Source organism: Promicromonospora umidemergens, from assembly GCF_024171995.1.
GTDB classification, from domain to species: Bacteria; Actinomycetota; Actinomycetes; order Actinomycetales; family Cellulomonadaceae; genus Promicromonospora; species Promicromonospora umidemergens.
The window spans coordinates 109,051-128,145 of the sequence record NZ_JAMTCT010000011.1; the positions used below are offsets into that span (position 1 = coordinate 109,051).

General features: G+C 71.7%; 14 protein-coding genes. 10 read left to right on the forward strand and 4 right to left on the reverse strand.

Translation table 11 applies throughout. The annotated features are described in order from the left end of the window. Window position 1: 1 nt before the first annotated feature. Entirely contained in the window at window positions 2-1,351 is a 1,350-nt protein-coding gene (locus APR04_RS17530; RefSeq protein WP_253872373.1) for a CoA transferase, read from the reverse strand. A gap of 126 nt (window positions 1,352-1,477) precedes the next feature. On the opposite strand from APR04_RS17530, the gene APR04_RS17535 reads away from it, so the two are divergent. The 7 genes from APR04_RS17535 to APR04_RS17565 all read left to right on the forward strand — a co-directional run bounded on the left by APR04_RS17535 (window position 1,478) and on the right by APR04_RS17565 (window position 12,011). Next, window positions 1,478-2,302 (forward strand): DUF5926 family protein, encoded by an 825-nt coding sequence (locus APR04_RS17535; RefSeq protein WP_253872375.1) that lies wholly within the window; start codon window positions 1,478-1,480, stop codon window positions 2,300-2,302. A gap of 195 nt (window positions 2,303-2,497) precedes the next feature. Next, window positions 2,498-3,295: a glycosyltransferase family 2 protein gene (locus APR04_RS17540; RefSeq protein WP_372496125.1), complete on the forward strand. Its 798-nt coding sequence runs from the start codon at window positions 2,498-2,500 to the stop codon at window positions 3,293-3,295. Window positions 3,296-3,334: 39 nt separating this feature from the next. Beyond that, on the forward strand, window positions 3,335-4,453 hold the full coding sequence (locus APR04_RS17545; protein ID WP_253872377.1) for a diacylglycerol/lipid kinase family protein: 1,119 nt from the start codon (window positions 3,335-3,337) through the stop codon (window positions 4,451-4,453). Window positions 4,454-4,500: 47 nt separating this feature from the next. Continuing rightward, window positions 4,501-8,844 (forward strand): hypothetical protein, encoded by a 4,344-nt coding sequence (locus tag APR04_RS17550; protein ID WP_253872379.1) that lies wholly within the window; start codon window positions 4,501-4,503, stop codon window positions 8,842-8,844. 10 nt (window positions 8,845-8,854) lie between these two features. After that, window positions 8,855-10,126 carry a serine--tRNA ligase gene (serS, locus tag APR04_RS17555; protein WP_253872381.1) on the forward strand — a complete coding sequence of 424 codons (1,272 nt, stop codon included), beginning with the start codon at window positions 8,855-8,857 and terminating at the stop codon, window positions 10,124-10,126. A gap of 126 nt (window positions 10,127-10,252) precedes the next feature. Next, window positions 10,253-11,056: an HAD family hydrolase gene (locus APR04_RS17560; RefSeq protein ID WP_253872383.1), complete on the forward strand. Its 804-nt coding sequence runs from the start codon at window positions 10,253-10,255 to the stop codon at window positions 11,054-11,056. A gap of 103 nt (window positions 11,057-11,159) precedes the next feature. Continuing rightward, entirely contained in the window at window positions 11,160-12,011 is an 852-nt protein-coding gene (locus APR04_RS17565; protein ID WP_253872385.1) for an HAD family hydrolase, read from the forward strand. Window positions 12,012-12,104: 93 nt separating this feature from the next. Here APR04_RS17565 and map read toward each other — a convergent pair whose 3' ends face one another. Continuing rightward, complete coding sequence (gene map / locus APR04_RS17570) at window positions 12,105-12,884, reverse strand: type I methionyl aminopeptidase (protein WP_253872387.1); 780 nt, start codon at window positions 12,882-12,884, stop codon at window positions 12,105-12,107. A gap of 286 nt (window positions 12,885-13,170) precedes the next feature. On the opposite strand from map, the gene APR04_RS17575 reads away from it, so the two are divergent. The 3 genes from APR04_RS17575 (at window position 13,171) to APR04_RS17585 (ending at window position 16,610) form a co-directional block, all read left to right on the forward strand. Continuing rightward, a complete protein-coding gene (locus APR04_RS17575) occupies window positions 13,171-14,571 on the forward strand; it encodes an ABC transporter substrate-binding protein (protein ID WP_253872388.1) in 1,401 nt (466 codons plus the stop codon). 129 nt (window positions 14,572-14,700) lie between these two features. Then, the gene (locus APR04_RS17580) at window positions 14,701-15,687 is read left to right on the forward strand and encodes a carbohydrate ABC transporter permease (protein ID WP_372496126.1); all 987 of its coding nucleotides are present in this window, start codon (window positions 14,701-14,703) and stop codon (window positions 15,685-15,687) included. Then, window positions 15,684-16,610, forward strand: a complete 927-nt coding sequence (locus tag APR04_RS17585; RefSeq protein ID WP_253872389.1) for a carbohydrate ABC transporter permease — start codon at window positions 15,684-15,686, stop codon at window positions 16,608-16,610. The genes APR04_RS17580 and APR04_RS17585 overlap by 4 nt, the downstream gene beginning before the upstream one ends. Window positions 16,611-16,709: 99 nt before the next feature. Here APR04_RS17585 and APR04_RS17590 read toward each other — a convergent pair whose 3' ends face one another. Then, entirely contained in the window at window positions 16,710-17,261 is a 552-nt protein-coding gene (locus APR04_RS17590; RefSeq protein WP_253872390.1) for a methylated-DNA--[protein]-cysteine S-methyltransferase, read from the reverse strand. A 68-nt stretch (window positions 17,262-17,329) separates the two neighbouring features. Further along, entirely contained in the window at window positions 17,330-19,000 is a 1,671-nt protein-coding gene (locus tag APR04_RS17595; RefSeq protein ID WP_253872391.1) for a DNA-3-methyladenine glycosylase 2 family protein, read from the reverse strand. Between the last annotated feature and the right edge of the window lie 95 nt (window positions 19,001-19,095).

A 19,095-nucleotide genomic window follows, 5' to 3' on the forward strand; every position in this document is an offset into this window, starting at 1 on the left:
CTCATGCCCAGGCCGGGGCGTCCGTACCCCACGGGTGTGCGGGGTGCGCGTAGTCGTCGTATCCCGGGAGGGCCGGCCGCGCGGTGGTGACCCGCCCGTGTGTCACGGTCTCGGTCGCCGGCACCCGGCAGGGCTCGGCGCGTCGCGCGCCGGCGGGCTCAGCACGGCGCGGCACCGCGGCCGCCGGGCGCAGCGGGTCGCGTCCCGGGAGGTCAAGCAGCCAGGTGGCGGTGCGCGCGAGCGACACCGACACGTCGCGGCCGGGCCCGTCGTCCCGGAGGGTGAGCGCGTCGACGATCCCGGCAGCGAGCAGGTAGCCGGAGGCGTGATCGAGCACCTGAGCGGGAAGCGCCCCTGGCGCCCCGTCCCGGCCCTCCAGCAGTGCGATGCCGCTGGCCGCCTGCACTATCGAGTCGAACCCCCGCCGACCGGACCACGGCCCCGTGTCGCCCCATGCGGACACCCTTCCGGTCACCGTGCCACGTGGAACCCGGAGCCCGAGCGACTCGATCGCGCCGGGCCGGTAGCCCGTGACCAGCACGTCGGCCGTGTCCAGCAGGTCCTGCGCGGTACGGCGGCCGTGCGCATCCCGCAGATCGAGGACGGTGCTGCGCTTGCCCTGTCCCGTGTCGAGGTGCTGCCACTCGATCTCCGCGGGATCCGGCGGGTCGACGCGGAGCACGTCGGCGCCGAGCAGCGCGAGCGTGCGCGTGGCGACGGGGCCGGCGATCACCCTGGTGAGGTCGAGCACGCGGATGCCGGCCAGAGGCGTGGCTCCGCCGGCCGACGTGCCGGTCGGGGGACGCCGTCCTGAGCCCGGACGCGGTCCTGGGCCTGCAGGATCGGTCCGCTGCCCCGTCCGTACCAGGGGGCCCGACGCCGCCGCGCGCCCCGGCTCCGACGCTCGCCACTCCTGCTCCGTCCGTACGCGCGCCACGATCGCGCCGGCATGCGGTCCTGAGCCTGCCGGGCCGGCCGCGCGGTCCTCGAGCTCCTGTCCCGACAGCACCGTGAGGCGGTGGGCGAACGCGGCCCTGCCGACGTCGTCGGGCAGGCCGACGAGGGCCGTCAGGCGCGACCGGTGGTGCGGGTAGTTCGCGTGGGTGCGGACCCAGCCGTCGGCTGTGGCGAAGAAGCCGGAGAGCTGGGCGAACCCGGCCATGGGCTGTCCGTCGAGCGCGAAGACGCGGTCAGAGGCGAGCGCGGCGGCGAGCCGGGCGGGATCAGGCAGGGGAGGCTCGTCGGCTCCTCTCGCCCCTCGTCCGGCCCGCGCGGCCGCGCGCTGGACCGCTCGGACCGCGTCGAGCGCGAGGTCGAGCACGGGCAGGTGGGCGGCGAGCCAGGGTTCCACAACTCAATCATCGGCCCGGCCCGTCCCCGTCCCACCGGCGGCGTGTGACGGAGCGGCGACGGACCACTTTCCAAAACATCACCGGCCCGACAGATCCGAGCTCATGCACGCGGATACACTCGCCGCATGGCCAAGAATCCCTCCTCCGACTTCGTGCTGCGGCCCTTCGAAGGTCTCCCTGGAGAGACCGACTGGGTCGCGATGCGCGAGATCGTCCCGTCAGCGACCGCGACGGCCCGCACGACCGCAGAGTACGGCTCCCGCGACGTCACCGTCGTGACGCTGCTTCCGGGCGCCTGGACGGCGCTGCACCGTGCCGACGGCACGATCCTGCTCGCCGTGCAGGGCATCCTCGGATCGGGTGACGTGAGCCGGGATCTCGCCGCCGCGCTGCTCGAGGCGCTGGAGCTCGAGCCGGGCACCGCCGTCGAGCCGGGCGAGCTGCCGGGTGAGGGTCCGCGCCTGCAGGACGTGCTCGACCTGAGCGTCCCGTTCGAGGCCACGGTGCACGAGACGTTCGACTTCTGGCTCGACCCGAGCGCCGACGTCACGCCGGAGCTCAAGGAGAGCCTGGAGGACGCCGCCGACGGCGCGATCCCCACGGTCAAGGTGTCCTCCGTCGAGTCGGCCTACTGGTGCAGCATGACTCGCGAGTTCCTCCGCTGGGCACGCCCTGAGCCGGAGGACGACCTCATCGACGCCCTCTCTCGGCTGCACGCAAAGCGCGAGTCAGGGCTCGCGGGTGGGAAGTTCGTGGGAGCGTTTCGTGCTTCTGGGCTGGTCGTCCCCGTCTGGGAGCTGCCGAAGGGTACTGAGGCAGCGGATCTGGAGGGCCCGGCGACGGAGCTCGGCGACAAGCTCACGAAAGCACTTTCCATCAAGGAGCCGCTTGATGCGAACGAGCGACGCGCAAGAGCAGGTATCGTCTCCCGGCAGGTCACCCTGCGTTAGTCCGGACACCCCGGTCGGGCGCGCGCGAGCGGCCCGGAACGCGTCGGCAGTCACCGAGGATCGCCATGAGCGGTCCAGGTTTCGGCAACTAGCGGACCAAGGGAGTAGGATTCCAGGGGTAAACCTTTGCACTCACCAAGCAAAGGGCTATCCGGCCACCCACCAAGGCAAATCGACGCTTCAGGCAGGACAGGTGTGAACGCTCTCCCGGTCGCGAAGACCACGCGTCCCGGCAATGCTCAGGCAGGTAAGAACGTCCAACGGGTTGCGGCGATCATCCCGGCGAAGGACGAAGCCGACCGCATTGCCGCCACCGTGCGCTCTGCGCGTGCGATCCCCCACGTCGACCTCGTGCTCGTGGTCGACGACGGCTCCGAGGACGACACGCAGCATGTCGCGCGTGCCGCCGGCGCCGTCGTCGTGCGCCATTCGCACAACCGCGGCAAGGCAGCGGCGATGGAGACGGGCGCGGCAGTGGTGGCGATGCGCGATGCCGACGGCCGCCCCCCGCGCCTCCTCATGTTCATCGACGGCGACCTCGGCGACACCGCCGTGAACACCGCTCCGCTCGTGCGCCCCGTCCGAGAGGGCGTGGCCGATCTCACGATCGCGCTGCTGCCCAAGCAGGCCGGCGCCGGCGGGCGCGGCGTGGTGGTGGGCGCGGCCCGCCGGGCGATCGAGGCGATGACGGGCTGGAGCCCGTCGCAGCCGTTGTCCGGCATGCGCTGCCTCACTCGCGAGGCCTTCGAGGCGGCCACCCCGCTCGCGCGCGGCTGGGGCGTCGAGACGGGGATGACCATCGACCTGCTGCGCAAGGGGTACGTCGCCGTCGAGGTGCCGTGCGACCTCAAGCACCGTGCGTCGGCGAACGACCTCAAGGGCCAGATCCACCGCGCGGCGCAGTACCGCGACGTGCTGCTGGCCGTGAACGCGCGCAAGATGCGCGGCGCGGTGGACGCGGTACGGCACGCGGGCTCGAACGTCCGTAGCTGATGAGCGAATACCCGCACGCCTGCCCCGTATCCTGATCCCATGGGGTGGCAGGTCTGGCTCGGGATTGCCGCGATCGTCGTGGCTCTGCTGGCACTAGCCGTCGCCACCGGGGTCTGGACGCAGCAGGCACGGATGCGGCGCAGGGACCACCGTCGGGTGACGCCGCCGAGCGCGCAGGCCGCGACCCAGCTCGCGGTCGTCGCGAACCCGTCCAAGCAGGGTGCCGCGGGCCTGCTGGTCCAGGTCCGCGCGCACTGCAGCGCCCATGGTCTCCCGGAACCCCTCTGGTACGAGACCACCGTGGACGACCCGGGCAAGGGACCGGCTCTGCGGGCACTGGCCGACGGCGCCGACGTCGTCATCGCGGCGGGCGGCGACGGAACCGTGCGAGCCGTCGCCGAGGCCATGGTCGGCACGGACAAGCCGATGGGCGTGCTGCCCGTCGGCACGGGCAACCTCCTTGCCCGGAACCTCGAGCTGCCGCTGGCCAGCGTGGACGGCGCCCTCGACGTGATCGTGCACGGTCGCACGCGGGCCATCGACGTCGGCTGGCTGCGGGTGACCGAGTTCGCCGACATGCCGCGCAACGGGGACCACCCCAACCAGCCCGACCACGAGCCCGACACCGAGCGGGAGCACATCTTCCTCGTGATCGCGGGCCTCGGCTTCGACGCGGCGATGGTCGCGACCGCCGACGCCGACCTGAAGAAGCGGGTGGGCTGGATCGCCTACTTCGTGGCGGGGCTGTCGCACATGCAGGCCCGGCGCATGCGTGCCCATCTGCAGCTCGACGACAGCCCGCCGGTGGAGGCCCGCGCCCGGTCGATCATGGTCGGCAACGTCGGGATCCTCCCGGGCGGCGTGACGCTCCTGCCCGACGCCGTGCTCGACGACGGCGTGCTCGACGTGGCGGCCGTCGACGTCCGCGGCGGGGTGCTCGGCTGGGCCCAGCTGACGCTGGAGATCGCCATGCAGGGCGTGGGGGTGCGCAACGACCTGCCGGAGAAGCTCGGCCGCATCGACCACACCAAGGCACGGCGCGCGCGCATCCGGGTACCGGCAGGTGAGGAGGCCCAGGTGGACGGTGACCCCCTCGGGCGGGCCGTCGAGATCGACGTCCACGTCCAGCCGGGCGCCCTGCTGGTCCGCGCACCGTGACCGCTGGTCCGCGCACCGTGACCGCGCGGGCCATCTACCCTAGGCGGGTGAATCCCCGTTCCACACGAGCCATGGCCGTGCCCGCCGTCCTGGTCATGGTGGTGGCGGCGCTGCTCGGTCTGCTGGGTCCGGCGGTCGCCGCGGCGGCACCGCGGGCCCAGGCGGCCACGGGGTCCGAGCCGGCCCCGGGGTCACAGCCCGCCGCCGGGTCGGGTTCGGCCTCGGAGCCCGTCGCTCCCGTCGTGGTGGTCGGGGTGGCCGGCCTGCGCTGGACGGACGTGTCCCGGAGCACCACCCCGAACCTGTGGCACATGGTCGGCGGTGGCTCGGTCGCCTCGATCAACGTCCGCACCGCGGCACCGGCCACCTGCCCGCTGGACGCGTGGCTCACCCTCTCTGCCGGTACCCGGACGGTCTCGGCGGGGACCGCGGAGCGCGCGGACGCGCCCGCCCCCGAGCAGCGGGACGGCCAGCCGCCCGAGGCGCGCGGGGCGACGTCGTGCACCCCGGTGCCAGAGGCGGTCGGAAGGGCCGGCGACGAGCCGACCACCGCCGCGACGGTGGACGGCTGGGCCCAGCTTCCGGAGCAGGAGGAGGACCCGGAGGAGGGCGAGGAGCCTGTCGGCCTCGCGGAGGTTCCGGCCCCGGGCCTCCTCGGCGAGATGCTCGCCGAGGCCGACACCTGCTCGACGGCGGTCGGACCCGGCGCCGCCGTGATGCTCGCCAGGGAGGACGGGACGGTCGAGCGCTACGTCCCCTCGCTCGAGGCGCTGCAGGCGACGGCAACCTCTGCGTCGACGGACACGGCAGGGTCGAGCGACACCGGCTGGAGCGACGTCCTGGCCGAGTGCCCAGTGACGGTCGTCGACGCAGGCAGCCTGCCCGAGGGCCCGGAGCGGGCCGATGCGCTCGACGAGCTCGACAGCACCCTGAGCACCCTGCGGACCGGCCTGCCGGACGGCACCCGGGTGCTCGTGGCGGGTATCGCGGACACGCCGCTCACGCAGCAGGGGCTGCAGGTGGTCGTCGACTGGGTGGTCGACGTGCCGCGCGTGCGCTGGCTGACGTCGGACGCGTCGCGCAGCACCGGGTTCGTCCAGCTCACGGACCTGACCGCTACCGCGGCCGAGGCGGGCGGTGCCCTCCCTGGTCCCGAGGTGGAGGAGCCCGGTCTCGGACCGGTCGTCGAGGAGCCGGCGATCGACGGCATGCCGATCGAGGTGGGTGAGCCGCGCCGGACCACCGTCGCCCGCACCGTCGAGAACCGGCAGTACATCAACGTGCTGGCCGGCACGATCCCCGCGGAGGCACCCGCGTTCGCCGGCGCGATAGCTCTGTTCCTGCTGATCGCCGTGCTGGTGCTCGTGCTGCCGCGACGTACGGGGCGTCCGCGCAGGGGCCCTGGCCCCTACCGGCAGCGGATCGCGCTCGGCGCGGCGCTCCTCGCGGTCTCGGCCCCGGCGGCGGCGAGCCTGGCGACCCTGACCCACTGGTGGGTCTGGCCGGCGCCCGACTTCGGCCTGGCCCTGTCGCTGACCGCAGCCACGGTTCTCGTCGCACTCGTCGTGCGGGGCGTGTCCCGCCTGCTCCCCGCGGCCCCCTGGCGCAACGCCGTCGCCGCTGCGGGGGTCACCTGGCTGGTGTTCGTCGTCGACGGGGTCACCGGGTTCACGCTGCTGCAGGGGTCGCTGCTGGGCTCGTCGCTCGCCACCGCCGACCGGTTCTACGGGTTCTCCGACGTGGCCTTCCTGGTCTACGCAGTGGCCGGGCTCGTGCTCGCGGGCGGCCTCGCGGCCTACGTGGTGCGCGGCCGCACGCGCGCCGGCGCCGGCCTGGGCGACGGCGCGCGTCGTCCCGATCCTGAGGAGTCGGCCCGGCCGGTGTGGCTCGCGGGCGGTGTCGTCGCGTCCGTCGCGCTCGTGACCGTCGGGGTGGATGCCGCGCCGTTCCTCGGGGACCGCCTGCGCGGGCTCCTCCTGTTCGTGCCGTTCGCCGTCGTCGCGCTGTTCGCGATCCGGTCCGACCTGGTCGTCCGGCTCCTCGACGCCCGCGGCTGGCTGCGCGCCTCGCCCCGCGAGCTGTCCGCGCTCCCCCCGGGGACCTCGCGGAGGGCTCGTGGCGCAGGCAGGCTCACCGAGCCGGTGCGTGGTGTGCCGTCCGCCGTGCTGGCCCTGTCGGGCGCACTGCTGCTCAGCCTCCTGTTCGCGGCGGCGGTGCTGCCTGCGCCCGGCGCCGACGCGGCGGGCGAGGAGTCCGGCTCGCTCAGCACCGCGGACCCGGTGGTGCCGCCGGGCGGCAGCGTCGTGGTGATCGGCACCCAGGGCCTGCGCTGGACCGACGTCCAGCCGTCCTTGGACACCGGCACGGCACCCGCACCGACGCTGTACGGCCTCCTGACCGACGGCGCGGACGCCGCAGGCCTCACCCTGCCCAACGGGCGCGCGGCACGCTGCCCGGAGAGCGGCTGGCTCAGCCTGTCGGCGGGACGCCTCGCCGAGGTGGCCGACGAGCGCGACGCCGACAACCACTGGATCTGCTCCGACATCTCCGTGACGCCGGCCAAGGGCGACCGGCCCGCCGTCGTCGACCAGTGGGACCGGTTCATCGAGCTGCAGCGCGGGTCCGGCTACGCCGCGCACCTCGGCACGCTCGGCACGGCCCTCGCGGACGAGTGCGCGACGGCAGTCGGCCCAGGTGCCGCGGTGGCGCTCGCCGAGCGGGACGGTAGCGTCGGCAGGTACTTCGACTTCGACACGGCGGTGGCCCAGGGGTCGGGCGCGTGGGACTGCCCCGTCACGTTCGTGGACGCGGGGTCCGCGCTGCTGGACGTCACGCAGCGCGCGGAGCTGGAGAAGGAACCGGACGGTGCGGAGCAGATCGAGGCACTCCGGGCCGATCTCGTCTCCGCCGTGGACCTCGCGGTGTGGCGCGTGCTCGACGCCGCCCCGGCGGACACCACGGTGCTGGTGATCGACGTCGCGACCGTGCCGGAGCACCCGCTCGAGCTGGGCCTTGCGATGACGCGCCCGTCCGCTGCGAACGAAGGCCTGCCGCGCTACCTGGCCAGCACGGCGACCCGTACGGAGGGCGTGGCCCGCCTGATGGACGTCCCGGCGGCCGTGCTCGACGCCGCCGACGTGGCGCTGCCCGCCGACATCGACGCGACGCCGCTGCTGCGCGGTGGGCTGCGTCCCGCCTCGGCATGGCTCACCGCCGACGAGCTCGCGGACATGACCGCCCGGGACCACGTGCGCCGCGACGCGTACATCTGGCTCGTGGACATGCCGTTCTGGCTGGGCCTCGGTCTGGCGGCGGTCTGCTGGTGGGTGCAGCGCCGGCTACGGGCACGAGGTCGTGGCGACGTGCCGAGCGGATGGCGCCGCGTCGCGGAGGTCGCCGCGACAGCGCTGGCCGCGCTCCCTGCCGGAGGGTTCCTCGCCTCGCTGACGGGCTGGTGGCGGTTCGACCTGCCGGTGCTCGCGATCGTGGGTGCCACGGTGCTCGCGACGGCGGCCGTGGCCGGGCTGAGCCTCCTCGCTCCACGCCGGCCGCTGTGGGCGGCACCCGCTGTGGTCGCAGGCATCACGTTCGCCGCGCTCACGCTGGACGCACTGTTCGGCACGCCCCTGAACCGGGCCGCGCCGCTCGGCTCGGCGCCGACGTTCGGGGCTCGGTTCTACGGCTTCGGCAATCCCACGTTCTCGGTGTACGCGGTGGCGGCGATCGTGCTCGCGGCGGCGCTGGCCCAGCTGCTCGTCACCCGCGGACGCCGGGTCCTGGCCGCCCTCGCCGTGACGGTCGTCGGCGTGGTCTCGATGGCGGTCGTCGTGTGGCCGACGCTCGGCGCAGACCTTGGCGGCGGACTGGTGCTGGTCCCGGCGTTCGTGGTGATCGGCACCGCGGCCGCGGGGCTACGGCTGACGTTCTGGCGGTTCGTCGGGGTGGCCGCGGCCGGCGTCGGGCTGGTGGCGCTCGTCGGGGTCCTGGACTGGATGCGACCACCCGACTCCCGGTCGCACCTCGGCCGGTTCGTCGGCCAGGTGATCGACGGCGAGGCGGTCTCCACGGTGCTGCGCAAGGCCCTGTACGCGCTGAACTCGATCACCGGCGGTCCGGCGGTGTGGGTCACCGTGCTGGTGCTCGTGGTGGTAGGGCTGGCCCTGTTCGGCCCGGCCACCTGGCGAGCGCGGCTGAGTCCTGCCTGGTTCGACCGTGCGCAGGAGCGCTGGGAGTTCCTGCGACCGGCTCTCGTCGCGATGTGGGTGATGGCCGTCCTGGGCTCCCTGGTCAACGACTTCGGCCTCCGGATCGCGATGATCGCGCTCATCCCGGCCGTGCCGCTCCTCACGATGGTCGCGCTGCGGGCCACGCCGACAGGGCGGCGCCGATAGGCTCACCTCCGTGATCGATCTCCGACTTCTGCGCGACAACCCAGACGTCGTCCGCGCGAGCCAGGTGGCCCGCGGCGACGACCCCGACCTCGTGGACAGGGCGCTCGACGCCGATGCGCGCCGCCGCTCCTCCCTGTCGGAGTTCGAGAGCCTGCGCGCGGAGCAGAAGGCCAAGGGCAAGCAGGTGGCCAAGGCGCAGGGCGACGAGAAGCAGGCACTGCTGGCGCACACCAAGCAGCTCGCCCAGGACGTCAAGAGCCACCAGGCTGCCGCGACGGAGGCCGAGCAGGACCTCGACCGGGTCCTGTACTCCATCTCGAACGTGATCGAGGGAGCGCCGGCGGGCGGTGAGGACGACTTCATCGAGCTCAAGCAGGTGGGCGAGCGCCGCGACTTCGCGGCCGAGGGCTTCGAGCCGAAGGACCACCTGGAGCTCGGCGAGGGCCTGCGTGCGATCGACACCAAGCGCGGGGCCAAGGTCTCCGGGGCGCGGTTCTACTTCCTCACCGGTATCGGCGCGCGCCTGGAGCTGGCGCTGCTGAACATGGCGATGGACCAGGCGGTGCAGGAGGGCTTCACGCCCATGATCACGCCGACCCTCGTCAAGCCGGAGACCATGCAGGGCACCGGGTTCCTCGGGGCGCACGCCGACGAGATCTACCGCCTGGAGAAGGACGACCTGTACCTGGTCGGCACCTCCGAGGTGGCCCTCGCAGGCTTCCACAGCGACGAGATCGTCGACCTGTCCGACGGGCCCATGCGCTACGCCGGCTGGAGCGCCTGCTACCGCCGCGAGGCCGGCTCGGCGGGCCGCGACACGCGCGGGATCATCCGCGTGCACCAGTTCCACAAGGTGGAGATGTTCAGCTACTGCGCTCCCGAGGACGCGGAGGCAGAGCACCAGCGCCTGCTGGGCTGGGAGGAGGCCATGATGGCCAAGGTGGAGCTGCCGTACCGGGTCATCGACACGGCGGCGGGCGACCTCGGCTCGTCGGCGGCCCGGAAGTTCGACTGCGAGGCGTGGCTGCCCACCCAGGAGCGGTGGCTGGAGCTCACCTCGACGTCGAACTGCACCACCTTCCAGGCTCGCCGCCTCGGCGTCCGTCAGCGGACGGAGGACGGCTCCACGCGGAACGTCGCCACCCTGAACGGCACGCTCGGCACCACGCGCTGGATCGTCGCCATCCTCGAGAACCACCAGCAGCCGGACGGCTCGGTCTATGTCCCGGAGGCCTTGCGCCCCTACCTCGGCGGCCTGGCCCTCCTGGAGCCCACCGCCTGACCCCTTGGCTGTGGGTGTGACCGTTGCGCCTATGACGGACACATAAGCGCAACGGTCACGCCCACAACCAGGTTTCGATCACGGGTGGACGGTTGGCGTTCATGTTCCTGTCGGTAGGCTGCCGGTGTGCCCAGCGACATCGATCCAAAGCTCGTAGCCCTCGACATCGACGGCACGCTCGTCACCTATGACGATGTGCTCTCCGATGCCGCCCGAGACGCGGTAGCCGCCGTCCGGGCGGCAGGGCACCACGTCGTGCTGGCTTCGGGCAGGTCACTCATCGCCATGACGCCCGTCGCGGCGGAGCTGAAGATCGAGGAGTCCTGGATCGTCGCGTCGAACGGCGCGGTCACGGCGCGCCTCGATACGACTGCGGACATGGGGTACACCCTGGAGCGGGTCGAGACGTTCGACCCGCAACCGGTGCTCCGCATGCTCAAGGAGGAGCTCCCGCACGCGCGCTACGCGGTCGAGGACGTCGGTGTGGGCTTCCGGATGACCGAGCTCTTCCCGGACGGTGAGCTGAACGGGGAGCACCGCGTGGTCGACTTCGAGGAGCTCTGGGCCGGCCACGTCACACGCGTGGTGGTGCGCAGCCCTGGCGAGACCAGCGCGGAGTTCCACGAGATCGCCGCGCGGCTCGGGTTCGACGACGTCACCTACGCCGTCGGCTGGTCCGCCTGGATGGATATCGCGCCGCAGGGCGTGACCAAGGCGTCCGCGCTGGAAGAGGTACGCAAGGAGCTCGGCATAGCGGCCAAGAACACCGTCGCCGTGGGTGATGGCAGCAACGACATAGACATGCTGCGCTGGGCCGGTCGGGGTGTGGCCATGGGGCACGCGTCGGACACCGTGCGGGCCGCGGCCGATGAGGTGACCGCCTCGATCGAGGACGACGGTGTTGTGGAAGTGCTCAGATCCCTGCTTTGAGGGTAAAAATGACCAGCGACCGAAGTCGCAGGTGAAAGTTATCCGTGCAAAGGTATGGATCACTCGGCGAGTGCCTGTACATTTGGGCTCGATCCGTCGATGAGTGACGGCGCTCACGGTGCCATGGGGGTACGTGATGATCCTGGACGACCAACCGGTGTCCATGCGGGTGCGCAACGACGCGCCTTACCTGGTCGCCCTCGACATCGACGGGACCCTGCTGGTCACCGGGCAGCGAGTGCCCGAACCGACGGTTCTGGCCGTTCAGCTGGTGCGTAGCCAGAAGCACCACGTGGTCCTGGCGTCGGGCCGGTCGCTGACGGGCATCCTGCCGGTCGCCAAGGAGCTGGGCATCACCGACGGCTGGGTCGTCGCGTCCAACGGCGCTGTGACGGCGCGGCTGTGCGACACCTGCACCAACGGCTACATGCTCGAGGACGTGCTGACGTTCGACGTCGGGCCGGTGGCCCGGATGGCGCTGAGCCGCTTCCCGGACGTGCAGATCGGCGTCGAGGAGATCGGCGTCGGCTACCGCGTGAACCGCACGTTCGAGCCCCACGAGGTCAACGGAGCGCAGCGGGTGGTGGCGGTCGACGGGCTGGGGGCGCTGCCCGCTTCGCGTGCGATCCTCCGCGGCCCGGGCGTGCTCGAGCTGCTGGAGCCGCTCCGCCGGCACGGCGTCACCGCCACGCAGGCCGCGGCGGACTGGATCGACGTGACACCGCGGCACCTGAGCAAGGCGACGTCGCTGGAGAACGTCCGCTCCGCGCTCGGCGTCCCGCAGCTCAACACGTTCGCCGTCGGCGACGGTCTGAACGACATCGAGATGCTGAGCTGGGCCGCACGCGCCGTCGCGATGGGGCACGCCCCCGACGAGGTGAAGGCGATCGCCAACGAGACCGTCGGCGACATCACCCAGCACGGCGTGATCCAGGCGCTGAAGACCCTTATCTGACACCGCTGGTCAGACGCTGCCGCTGGTCGAGCGGGACCTGGACGGGCCCTGACCGGCTCGACCTGCGGCAGGCGGGCGTGACCGGCCCGGAGGTCAGTCCCGAGCCGTCAGGATCAGCGGGCCGTCCTCCGTGATCGCGATCGTGTGCTCCGAGTGGGCCCCTCTGGACCCGTCCGCAGAGCGCAGCGTCCAGCCGTCGGCGTCGGTGTAGATCTCGTCGGTGGTCTCGAGGAACCACGGCTCGACGGCGATCACGAGGCCTGGCTTGAGCGGGAAGCCCCGGCCCGCGCGTCCGTCGTTCGGCACGTGCGGGTCGCCGTGCATGGTGCGGCCCACGCCGTGCCCGCCGAAGTCGGTGTTGATCGAGTATCCGGCGGCGTGCGCGACCTCGGCGATCGCAGCGGAGATGTCGCCGACCTTCTTGCCCGGCTGCGCTGCGGCGATGCCGGCGTCGAGGGCGAGCTCGGTCGTGCGGATCAGCTTCGCGTCCGCCTCGGCGCGGCCCGGCGCGGGCGTACCCACCACGAACGACAGCGCGGAGTCGGAGACCCAGCCGTTCACCGACGCGGCGAAGTCGATGGACAGCAGGTCGCCGTCCTTGAGCCTGTAGTCGAACGGCAGGCCGTGCAGCACGCCGTCGTTCACCGAGGTGCAGATGGTCTTGCCGAAGGGCATGGCGCCGAACGACGGGTGGTAGTCGATGTAGCACGACTCCGCGCCGCGGTCGCGGATCATCTTGTGCGCGATCTCGTCGAGCTCGAGCAGGTTCGCCCCCGTCCCGGCGGCAGCACGGACGGCGAGCAGCACGTCCGCGACGAAGCGTCCCGCCGGGCGCATCTCCTCGATCTCGCGCGGCGTCCTCAGCTCGATCATGTCCGTCCTTCCGTAGGGGAACCAGTGATCTGGCGGCACAAGCCTACGTCCCGCCACCCACGGCCGTTCCGGGACGTGAGCCCGCGTTGCACGAAGGCGACCCTGGGTTTCACCCGACATGGGTCGTACGGGTTATTGCAACGATTTCGTAATGCAAGGTGATGCTGTATGGGCTTGCATTGGGCGGTAAACCACGGTTGCGTTGAGGAAGGGCAACCTGGCAGTCTGCCGGGCCGTACCCGCACGTCAGAGGGTTTCAGCCCACGAAGCAGTGGAGGAGCACGAGATGAGTATCCGGATGGCTTCCAAGCGCCGCACGGTCGCCCTTGCGGCGGCCGGCGCGAGCCTGGCCCTGATCCTGTCGGCCTGTGCCGACACCGATGATGGTGGGGGCAGCGGCGACGGCGGAGGCAGCGACGCCGCGGCACCCGCGCTCGACTGCAGCGTCTATGAGGAGTTCGGCGACCTCGAAGGCAAGACGGTCTCCGTATACACCACGATCGTCGAGCCCGAGGCGGAGACGCAGGTGGCGTCCTACGAGCCGTTCGAGGAGTGCACGGGCGTCACCGTCGAGTACGAGGCGTCCCGCGAGATGGAGGCGCAGCTCCCCGTGCGCGTCCAGGCAGGCAACCCGCCGGACATCGCGATCCTGCCGCAGCCCGGGCTGCTGAACACCCTGGTGTCGCAGTACGACGCCGTCCTCCCCGCACCGGAGCAGGTCGAGGCCAACGTCGACGAGTTCTGGTCCGAGGAATGGAAGGAGTACGGCACCGTCGACGGCACGTTCTACGCCGCGCCGCTGGGCTCGAACGTGAAGTCCTACGTCTGGTACTCGCCGTCCATGTTCGAGGAGGCCGGCTACGAGGTCCCGGAGACCTGGGACGACATGATGGCGCTCACCGAGGAGATCGCCTCGACCAACGAAGGCGCGACCCGGCCGTGGTGCGCGGGCGTGGAGTCCGGTGACGCCACCGGCTGGCCGGGCACCGACTGGATCGAGGACGTGGTGCTCCGCACTGCGGGCCCCGAGGTCTACGACCAGTGGTACCAGCACGAGATCCCGTTCAACGACCCGCAGATCGTCGAGGCGTGGGACACCGCGGGCGAGATCCTCAAGAACCCGGACCACGTCAACGGCGGCCTGGGCGGGGTCGACTCGATCGCAACGGCTCCCTGGACGGACGCCGGCTACCCGATCCTCGACCGCAGCTGCTGGATGCACCGCGCCGCGAACTTCTACGCGACGCAGTGGCCGGAGGGCACCGAGGTGGCACCCGACGGCGACGTCTACGCCTTCTACCTGCCGTCGATGAGCACTGACGAGCGCCCGACCCTGGTGGCCGGCGAGTTCATCGGCGCGTTCACCGACCGCCCCGAGGTGCAGGCCTTCCAGACCTACCTGTCGAGCCCGGACTGGGCCAACGCCAAGGCGGCGGCGACACCGGCCGGCGGCTGGGTGAGCGCGAACAACGCGCTGGACCCGGAGCTTCTCGCGACGGACTTCGACCGCCTGTCCGCGGAGATCCTGGCCGACCCGGCGACGGTCGCCCGGTTCGACGCGTCCGACCTGATGCCGTCCGAGGTGGGCACGGGCTCCTTCTGGGCCGGTATCACCGAGTGGTTCGCCTCCGACGCCAGCAGCCAGGAGGTCACGGACACGATCGAAGAGTCCTGGCCCAAGAACTGACACACGGTTCTCGGTCGTGAGTGACGCGCGGAGGCGCGGGACCTCGTGTCCCGCGCCTCCGTCGCCCGCGGACCGCGAACGGGCCCGGGCGGCGACGACCGGAGCCGACAACCAGGATCTGGAGGATCCGTGGACTGGTTTCTGAGTGCCGGGGACGACCCGGTACACAAGCTGTTGCTGATGGTCATCGCGATCGCGCTCTTCGTCGTGGTGATGGCACTGATCCTCTTCGTGGTGGACCGGCGGCGGAACCCGTCGAAGTGGTTCATCGCAGGCGGATTCGTGGGGCCCGCGTTGATCCTGCTCACGTTGGGTCTGCTCCTGCCTGCCGGCGGGACGATCGTGAACTCGTTCCAGAACCGCAACGGTTCCGAGTTCATCGGTCTCGACAACTACATCAGGGCGTTCAGCGAGCCGGCGTTCCTGCTCGTCCTTGGCAACACCGCCCTGTGGGTGCTGGTGGCCCCGCTCCTGGCCACGTTCATCGGCCTGGTCTACGCGGTGGTCGTGGACCGCAGCCGGTTCGAGAAGTTCGCGAAGGCGCTCGTGTTCCTGCCCATGGCCATCTCGATGGTCGGCGCGAGCATCATCTGGCGGTTCGTCTACGAGTTCAAGCCCGCGAGCGTCGAGCAGACAGGCTTGCTCAACCAGCTGGTCGTCTGGCTGGGCGGCGAGCCCGTGCAGTTCCTGCTGGAGCGGCCAGGTAACACGTTCCTGCTCATGGTGGTGCTCATCTGGATCCAGACCGGGTTCTCGATGACGCTGCTCTCGGCCTCGATCCGTGCCATCCCGACCGACATCGTCGAGGCGGCCCGCCTGGACGGCCTGTCCGGATTCGGCATGTTCTGGCGCATCACGATCCCGAGCATCCGCCCGGCGCTCGTCGTCGTGCTGACCACCATCGCGATGACGACCCTGAAGGTCTTCGACATCGTCCGCACGATGACCGCCGGCCGGTACGGCACCTCGGTCGTGGCGAACGAGTTCTACGAGCAGAGCTTCCGGCAGAACAACGCGGGCCTGGGCGCCGCACTCGCTGTGCTCCTGTTCGTCATCGTCATTCCGGTGATCATCTACAACGTGCGCCAGATGCGCCTGGCCGAGGAGGTCCGATGAGTACCACCACGCCGGCCGTGGCGCCCAAGGCGGTCCCTCCGCCGTCAGGCCTTCAGGAGCGGGCGCGCAAGGCGAAGAAGAAGCTCACCTCACCGTGGGCCAGCATGATCGCCGTCGTGATCGCGCTGGCCTGGACGGTGCCGACGTTCGGCCTGCTGGTCACGTCGTTCCGGCCCGAGCTCGACATCCGGCAGAGCGGCTGGTGGACCGTCTTCGGCGACGCTCTCGCAGGCGAGGGCGTGTTCTCGCTGCGCAACTACGAGGCTGCGCTGTTCAGCCGCTCGACCAGCCTGATCGACTTCTTCGTGAACTCGTTCGTGATCACGCTGCCGGCGGTGTTCATCCCGATCACCATCGCGCTGCTCGCGGCCTACGGGTTCGCGTGGATCGACTTCAAGGGGCGGGACATCCTGTTCGTCGCGGTCTTCGCACTGCAGATCGTGCCCATCCAGATCACGCTCATCCCACTCTTGCGTGCGTACGTGGACACGGGGATCAACGGCACGTTCTGGCCCATCTGGCTGTCGCACTCGATGTTCGCCCTGCCGCTGGCGATCTTCCTGCTGCACAACTTCATGCGGGACATCCCGAAGTCCCTCGTCGAGGCAGCTCGTGTGGACGGCGCGGGGCACGTGAAGATCTTCTTCCAGGTCATCCTGCCGCTGCTCGTTCCAGCGATCGCGGCGTTCGCGATCTTCCAGTTCCTGTGGGTGTGGAACGACCTGCTCGTCGCCCTGGTGATGGGTGGTACCGATACGTTCCCGCTCACGGTGCGCGTGGCCGAGCTGGCGGGCTCGCGTGGTGGTGACTGGCACGTGCTCTCAGCGGGCGCCTTCATCTCGATCCTGGTGCCGCTGATCGTGTTCCTCGCGCTGCAGCGCTACTTCGTCCGTGGCCTGCTGGCAGGTTCCGTCAAGGGCTGATCCCCCGGCGGGTCCGGTGGTCGACTCGATCCGGTGGTCGAGCTTGTCGAGACGTAGCGAGGGTCTCGACGGGCTCGACCACCGGCCTGTCTCACGGAGTCACCGTTCCCGGGCCAGCAGGCTCTCCTTGACCGGCAGCCCGTAGCGGAACCCGCCCAGCGTGCCGTCGGTGCGCAGGATGCGGTGGCACGGCACGAACAGTGCTGCCGCGTTCATCGCGCACGCTCCGGCCGCCGCGCGGACCGCGGCGGGCCGGCCCGCCCGCGCCGCGTACTCGGTGTACGTCAGGCGCTCGCCGGCCTTCACCTCGCGCAGCACGTCCCACGCGTGCGCCCGGAACGGGCCGCTCGCCTGCCGTACGGGTACCCGCCCGGGTGCCCCGTGGTCGCCGTCGTAGTAGGCGCGGACGGCGTCGGTGGCCTCGGCGAGCACACCGTCCGACGACGACGGCCGGGCGAGCTGCCCCGGACCTGTGACTGGCCGGAGGGTGGGATGGACGAGGGCGAGCAGCGCGTCGACGTCGGCGGTCCAGCCTGCGGCGAGCACCGCCTCCTGGGCCGAGGTGCCGTCGGTGCCGTCGGTGGGGTCCGGCCCGGCGCCGACGAGGATGCTGAAGGCGCCGTCCGGGGTGGTGAGAGTCGTGGCGTACATGGTGCTCCTTCGGTGAGATGGGCTGTCAGCCGCACAGGCCACAGAGGGTGGCCCAGGTGGCTGACACGTCAGGCAGAGCGCCAGAGGTGCATGGCGGCGTACGAGCGCCAGGGCGCCCACACCGCGCCGCGCCGGGCGAGCTCCTTGAACTGGTGGGGCCGGGGCGCCTCGGCGGAGACCAGGCCGAGGTTGCGTGCGCCGGCGAGCAGCGCGACGTCGCCGTCCATGAGGACGTCCGGGTCACCGAGCACCCGCAGCGCGACGTATCCGGCGGTCCAGGGGCCGATGCCGGGCCGGGACACGAGACGTCGGCGCAGGTCGTCGGGGTCGTCACCGACGCTGAGGGTGAGGGTGCCGTCCGCGAGGTCGCGACCGGCGTCGAGCACGGTCGCCAGGGTGCGGGCGGGCAGGCGGAGGTATGCGTCGGCGCCGCTCGCGCCGTGCGAGGCGTCCTCGTCGTGCTGCGCTCCCTCGCGGGGCCGCGGTGGTCCCGCCACCTGGGCAGGTGTGGGGAAGAGGCGGGTGAGCCCCTCGAACGCGGAGACATAGGTGGTACCGACGCCCTTCGCCAGGCGGGACAGGTGGGTACGCGCTGCGGCGACGCTGATCTGCTGGCCGACTATCGCGCGGACCAGGAGCTCTGCCGGGTCGAGCGTGCCAGGTACCCGGATTCCCGGGACCGCGGCGACCGACGGTGCGAGCACGGGGTCCGCGGCGAGGGCCGAGTCGACGGCCACCGGGTCGGCGTCGAGATCCAGCAGCCGCCGCACCCGGGCGACGGCGACCGGGGCGTCGGCCAGGTCGGCGAGCTCGAGGTCCAGGTCGACCCGGCCGCTGCCCGGCCTGGGCACTCGCACCTCGAACGCGCCGGGGCCGTGCGGCAGGGCGACAGTCCGGGCATACCGGGGCAGAGCCGAACCGTCGGGCGAGCCGGTGCTCAGGTCCGCCGCCTCGACACCCTCCACCGCGCGGACCGCCAGGAACTCCAGCACGCCGTGCGCGTCGAACGGCTCCCGGACGGGCAGGGTGAGGGAGATCCGCACGGGCTGGTCCTCCGGAGCCGGGTCACCGGGGTCGGCACCTTGCATCGAGGTCGGTACAGGCCTGGACCGACCTCGATGCAAGGTGCCGACCTCGACGCGGCCGGACGGGCCGGAGCGCCGCGCCTTCGCGCGCAGCTCCGTCGGTGTGGTGCCGAAGACCTCGGCCACGGTGTCGTTGAACTGCCGGATCGAGCCGAACCCCGCGGCGAAGGCGACGTCGGCCAGCCGCAGGGAGGTGCCGACCAGCAGCGCACGCGCCGTCTGGGCACGCTGGGCGCGGGCCAGCGCCAGTGGGCCTGCGCCCAGCTGGCCGACCAGCAGCCGGTGCAGCTGCCGCTCGGAGTAGCCCAGACGGGTCGCCAGGCCGGGCACCCCCTCGCGGTCCACCACGCCGTCCGCCACGAGGCGCATCGCGCGGCCGGTGAGGTCGCGGCGCAGGTCCCAGGCGGGGGTGCCGGGGGCGGCCTCGGGCAGGCAGCGCTTGCACGCGCGGAACCCGGCCTCGTGCGCGGCCGCCGAGGTGAGGTAGAACGAGACGTTCTCAGCCTTCGGCGTGCGGGCCGGACAGGACGGCCGGCAGTAGATGCCGGTGGTCCGGACCGCGGTGTAGAACTGCCCGTCGAAGCGGGAGTCGCGTGCGGCGATCGCGCGGTAACGCTCGGTGAACGCGGGATCGCGGAGCTCGACGTCGGTCATGACCACCATCCTGCGCCCCGTCCGGACGCATCGGCTAGCGGGATTCGGACACGGCGGTGGGAGGTGCGGACCGTGCGCACAGGATCCCCGCCGTC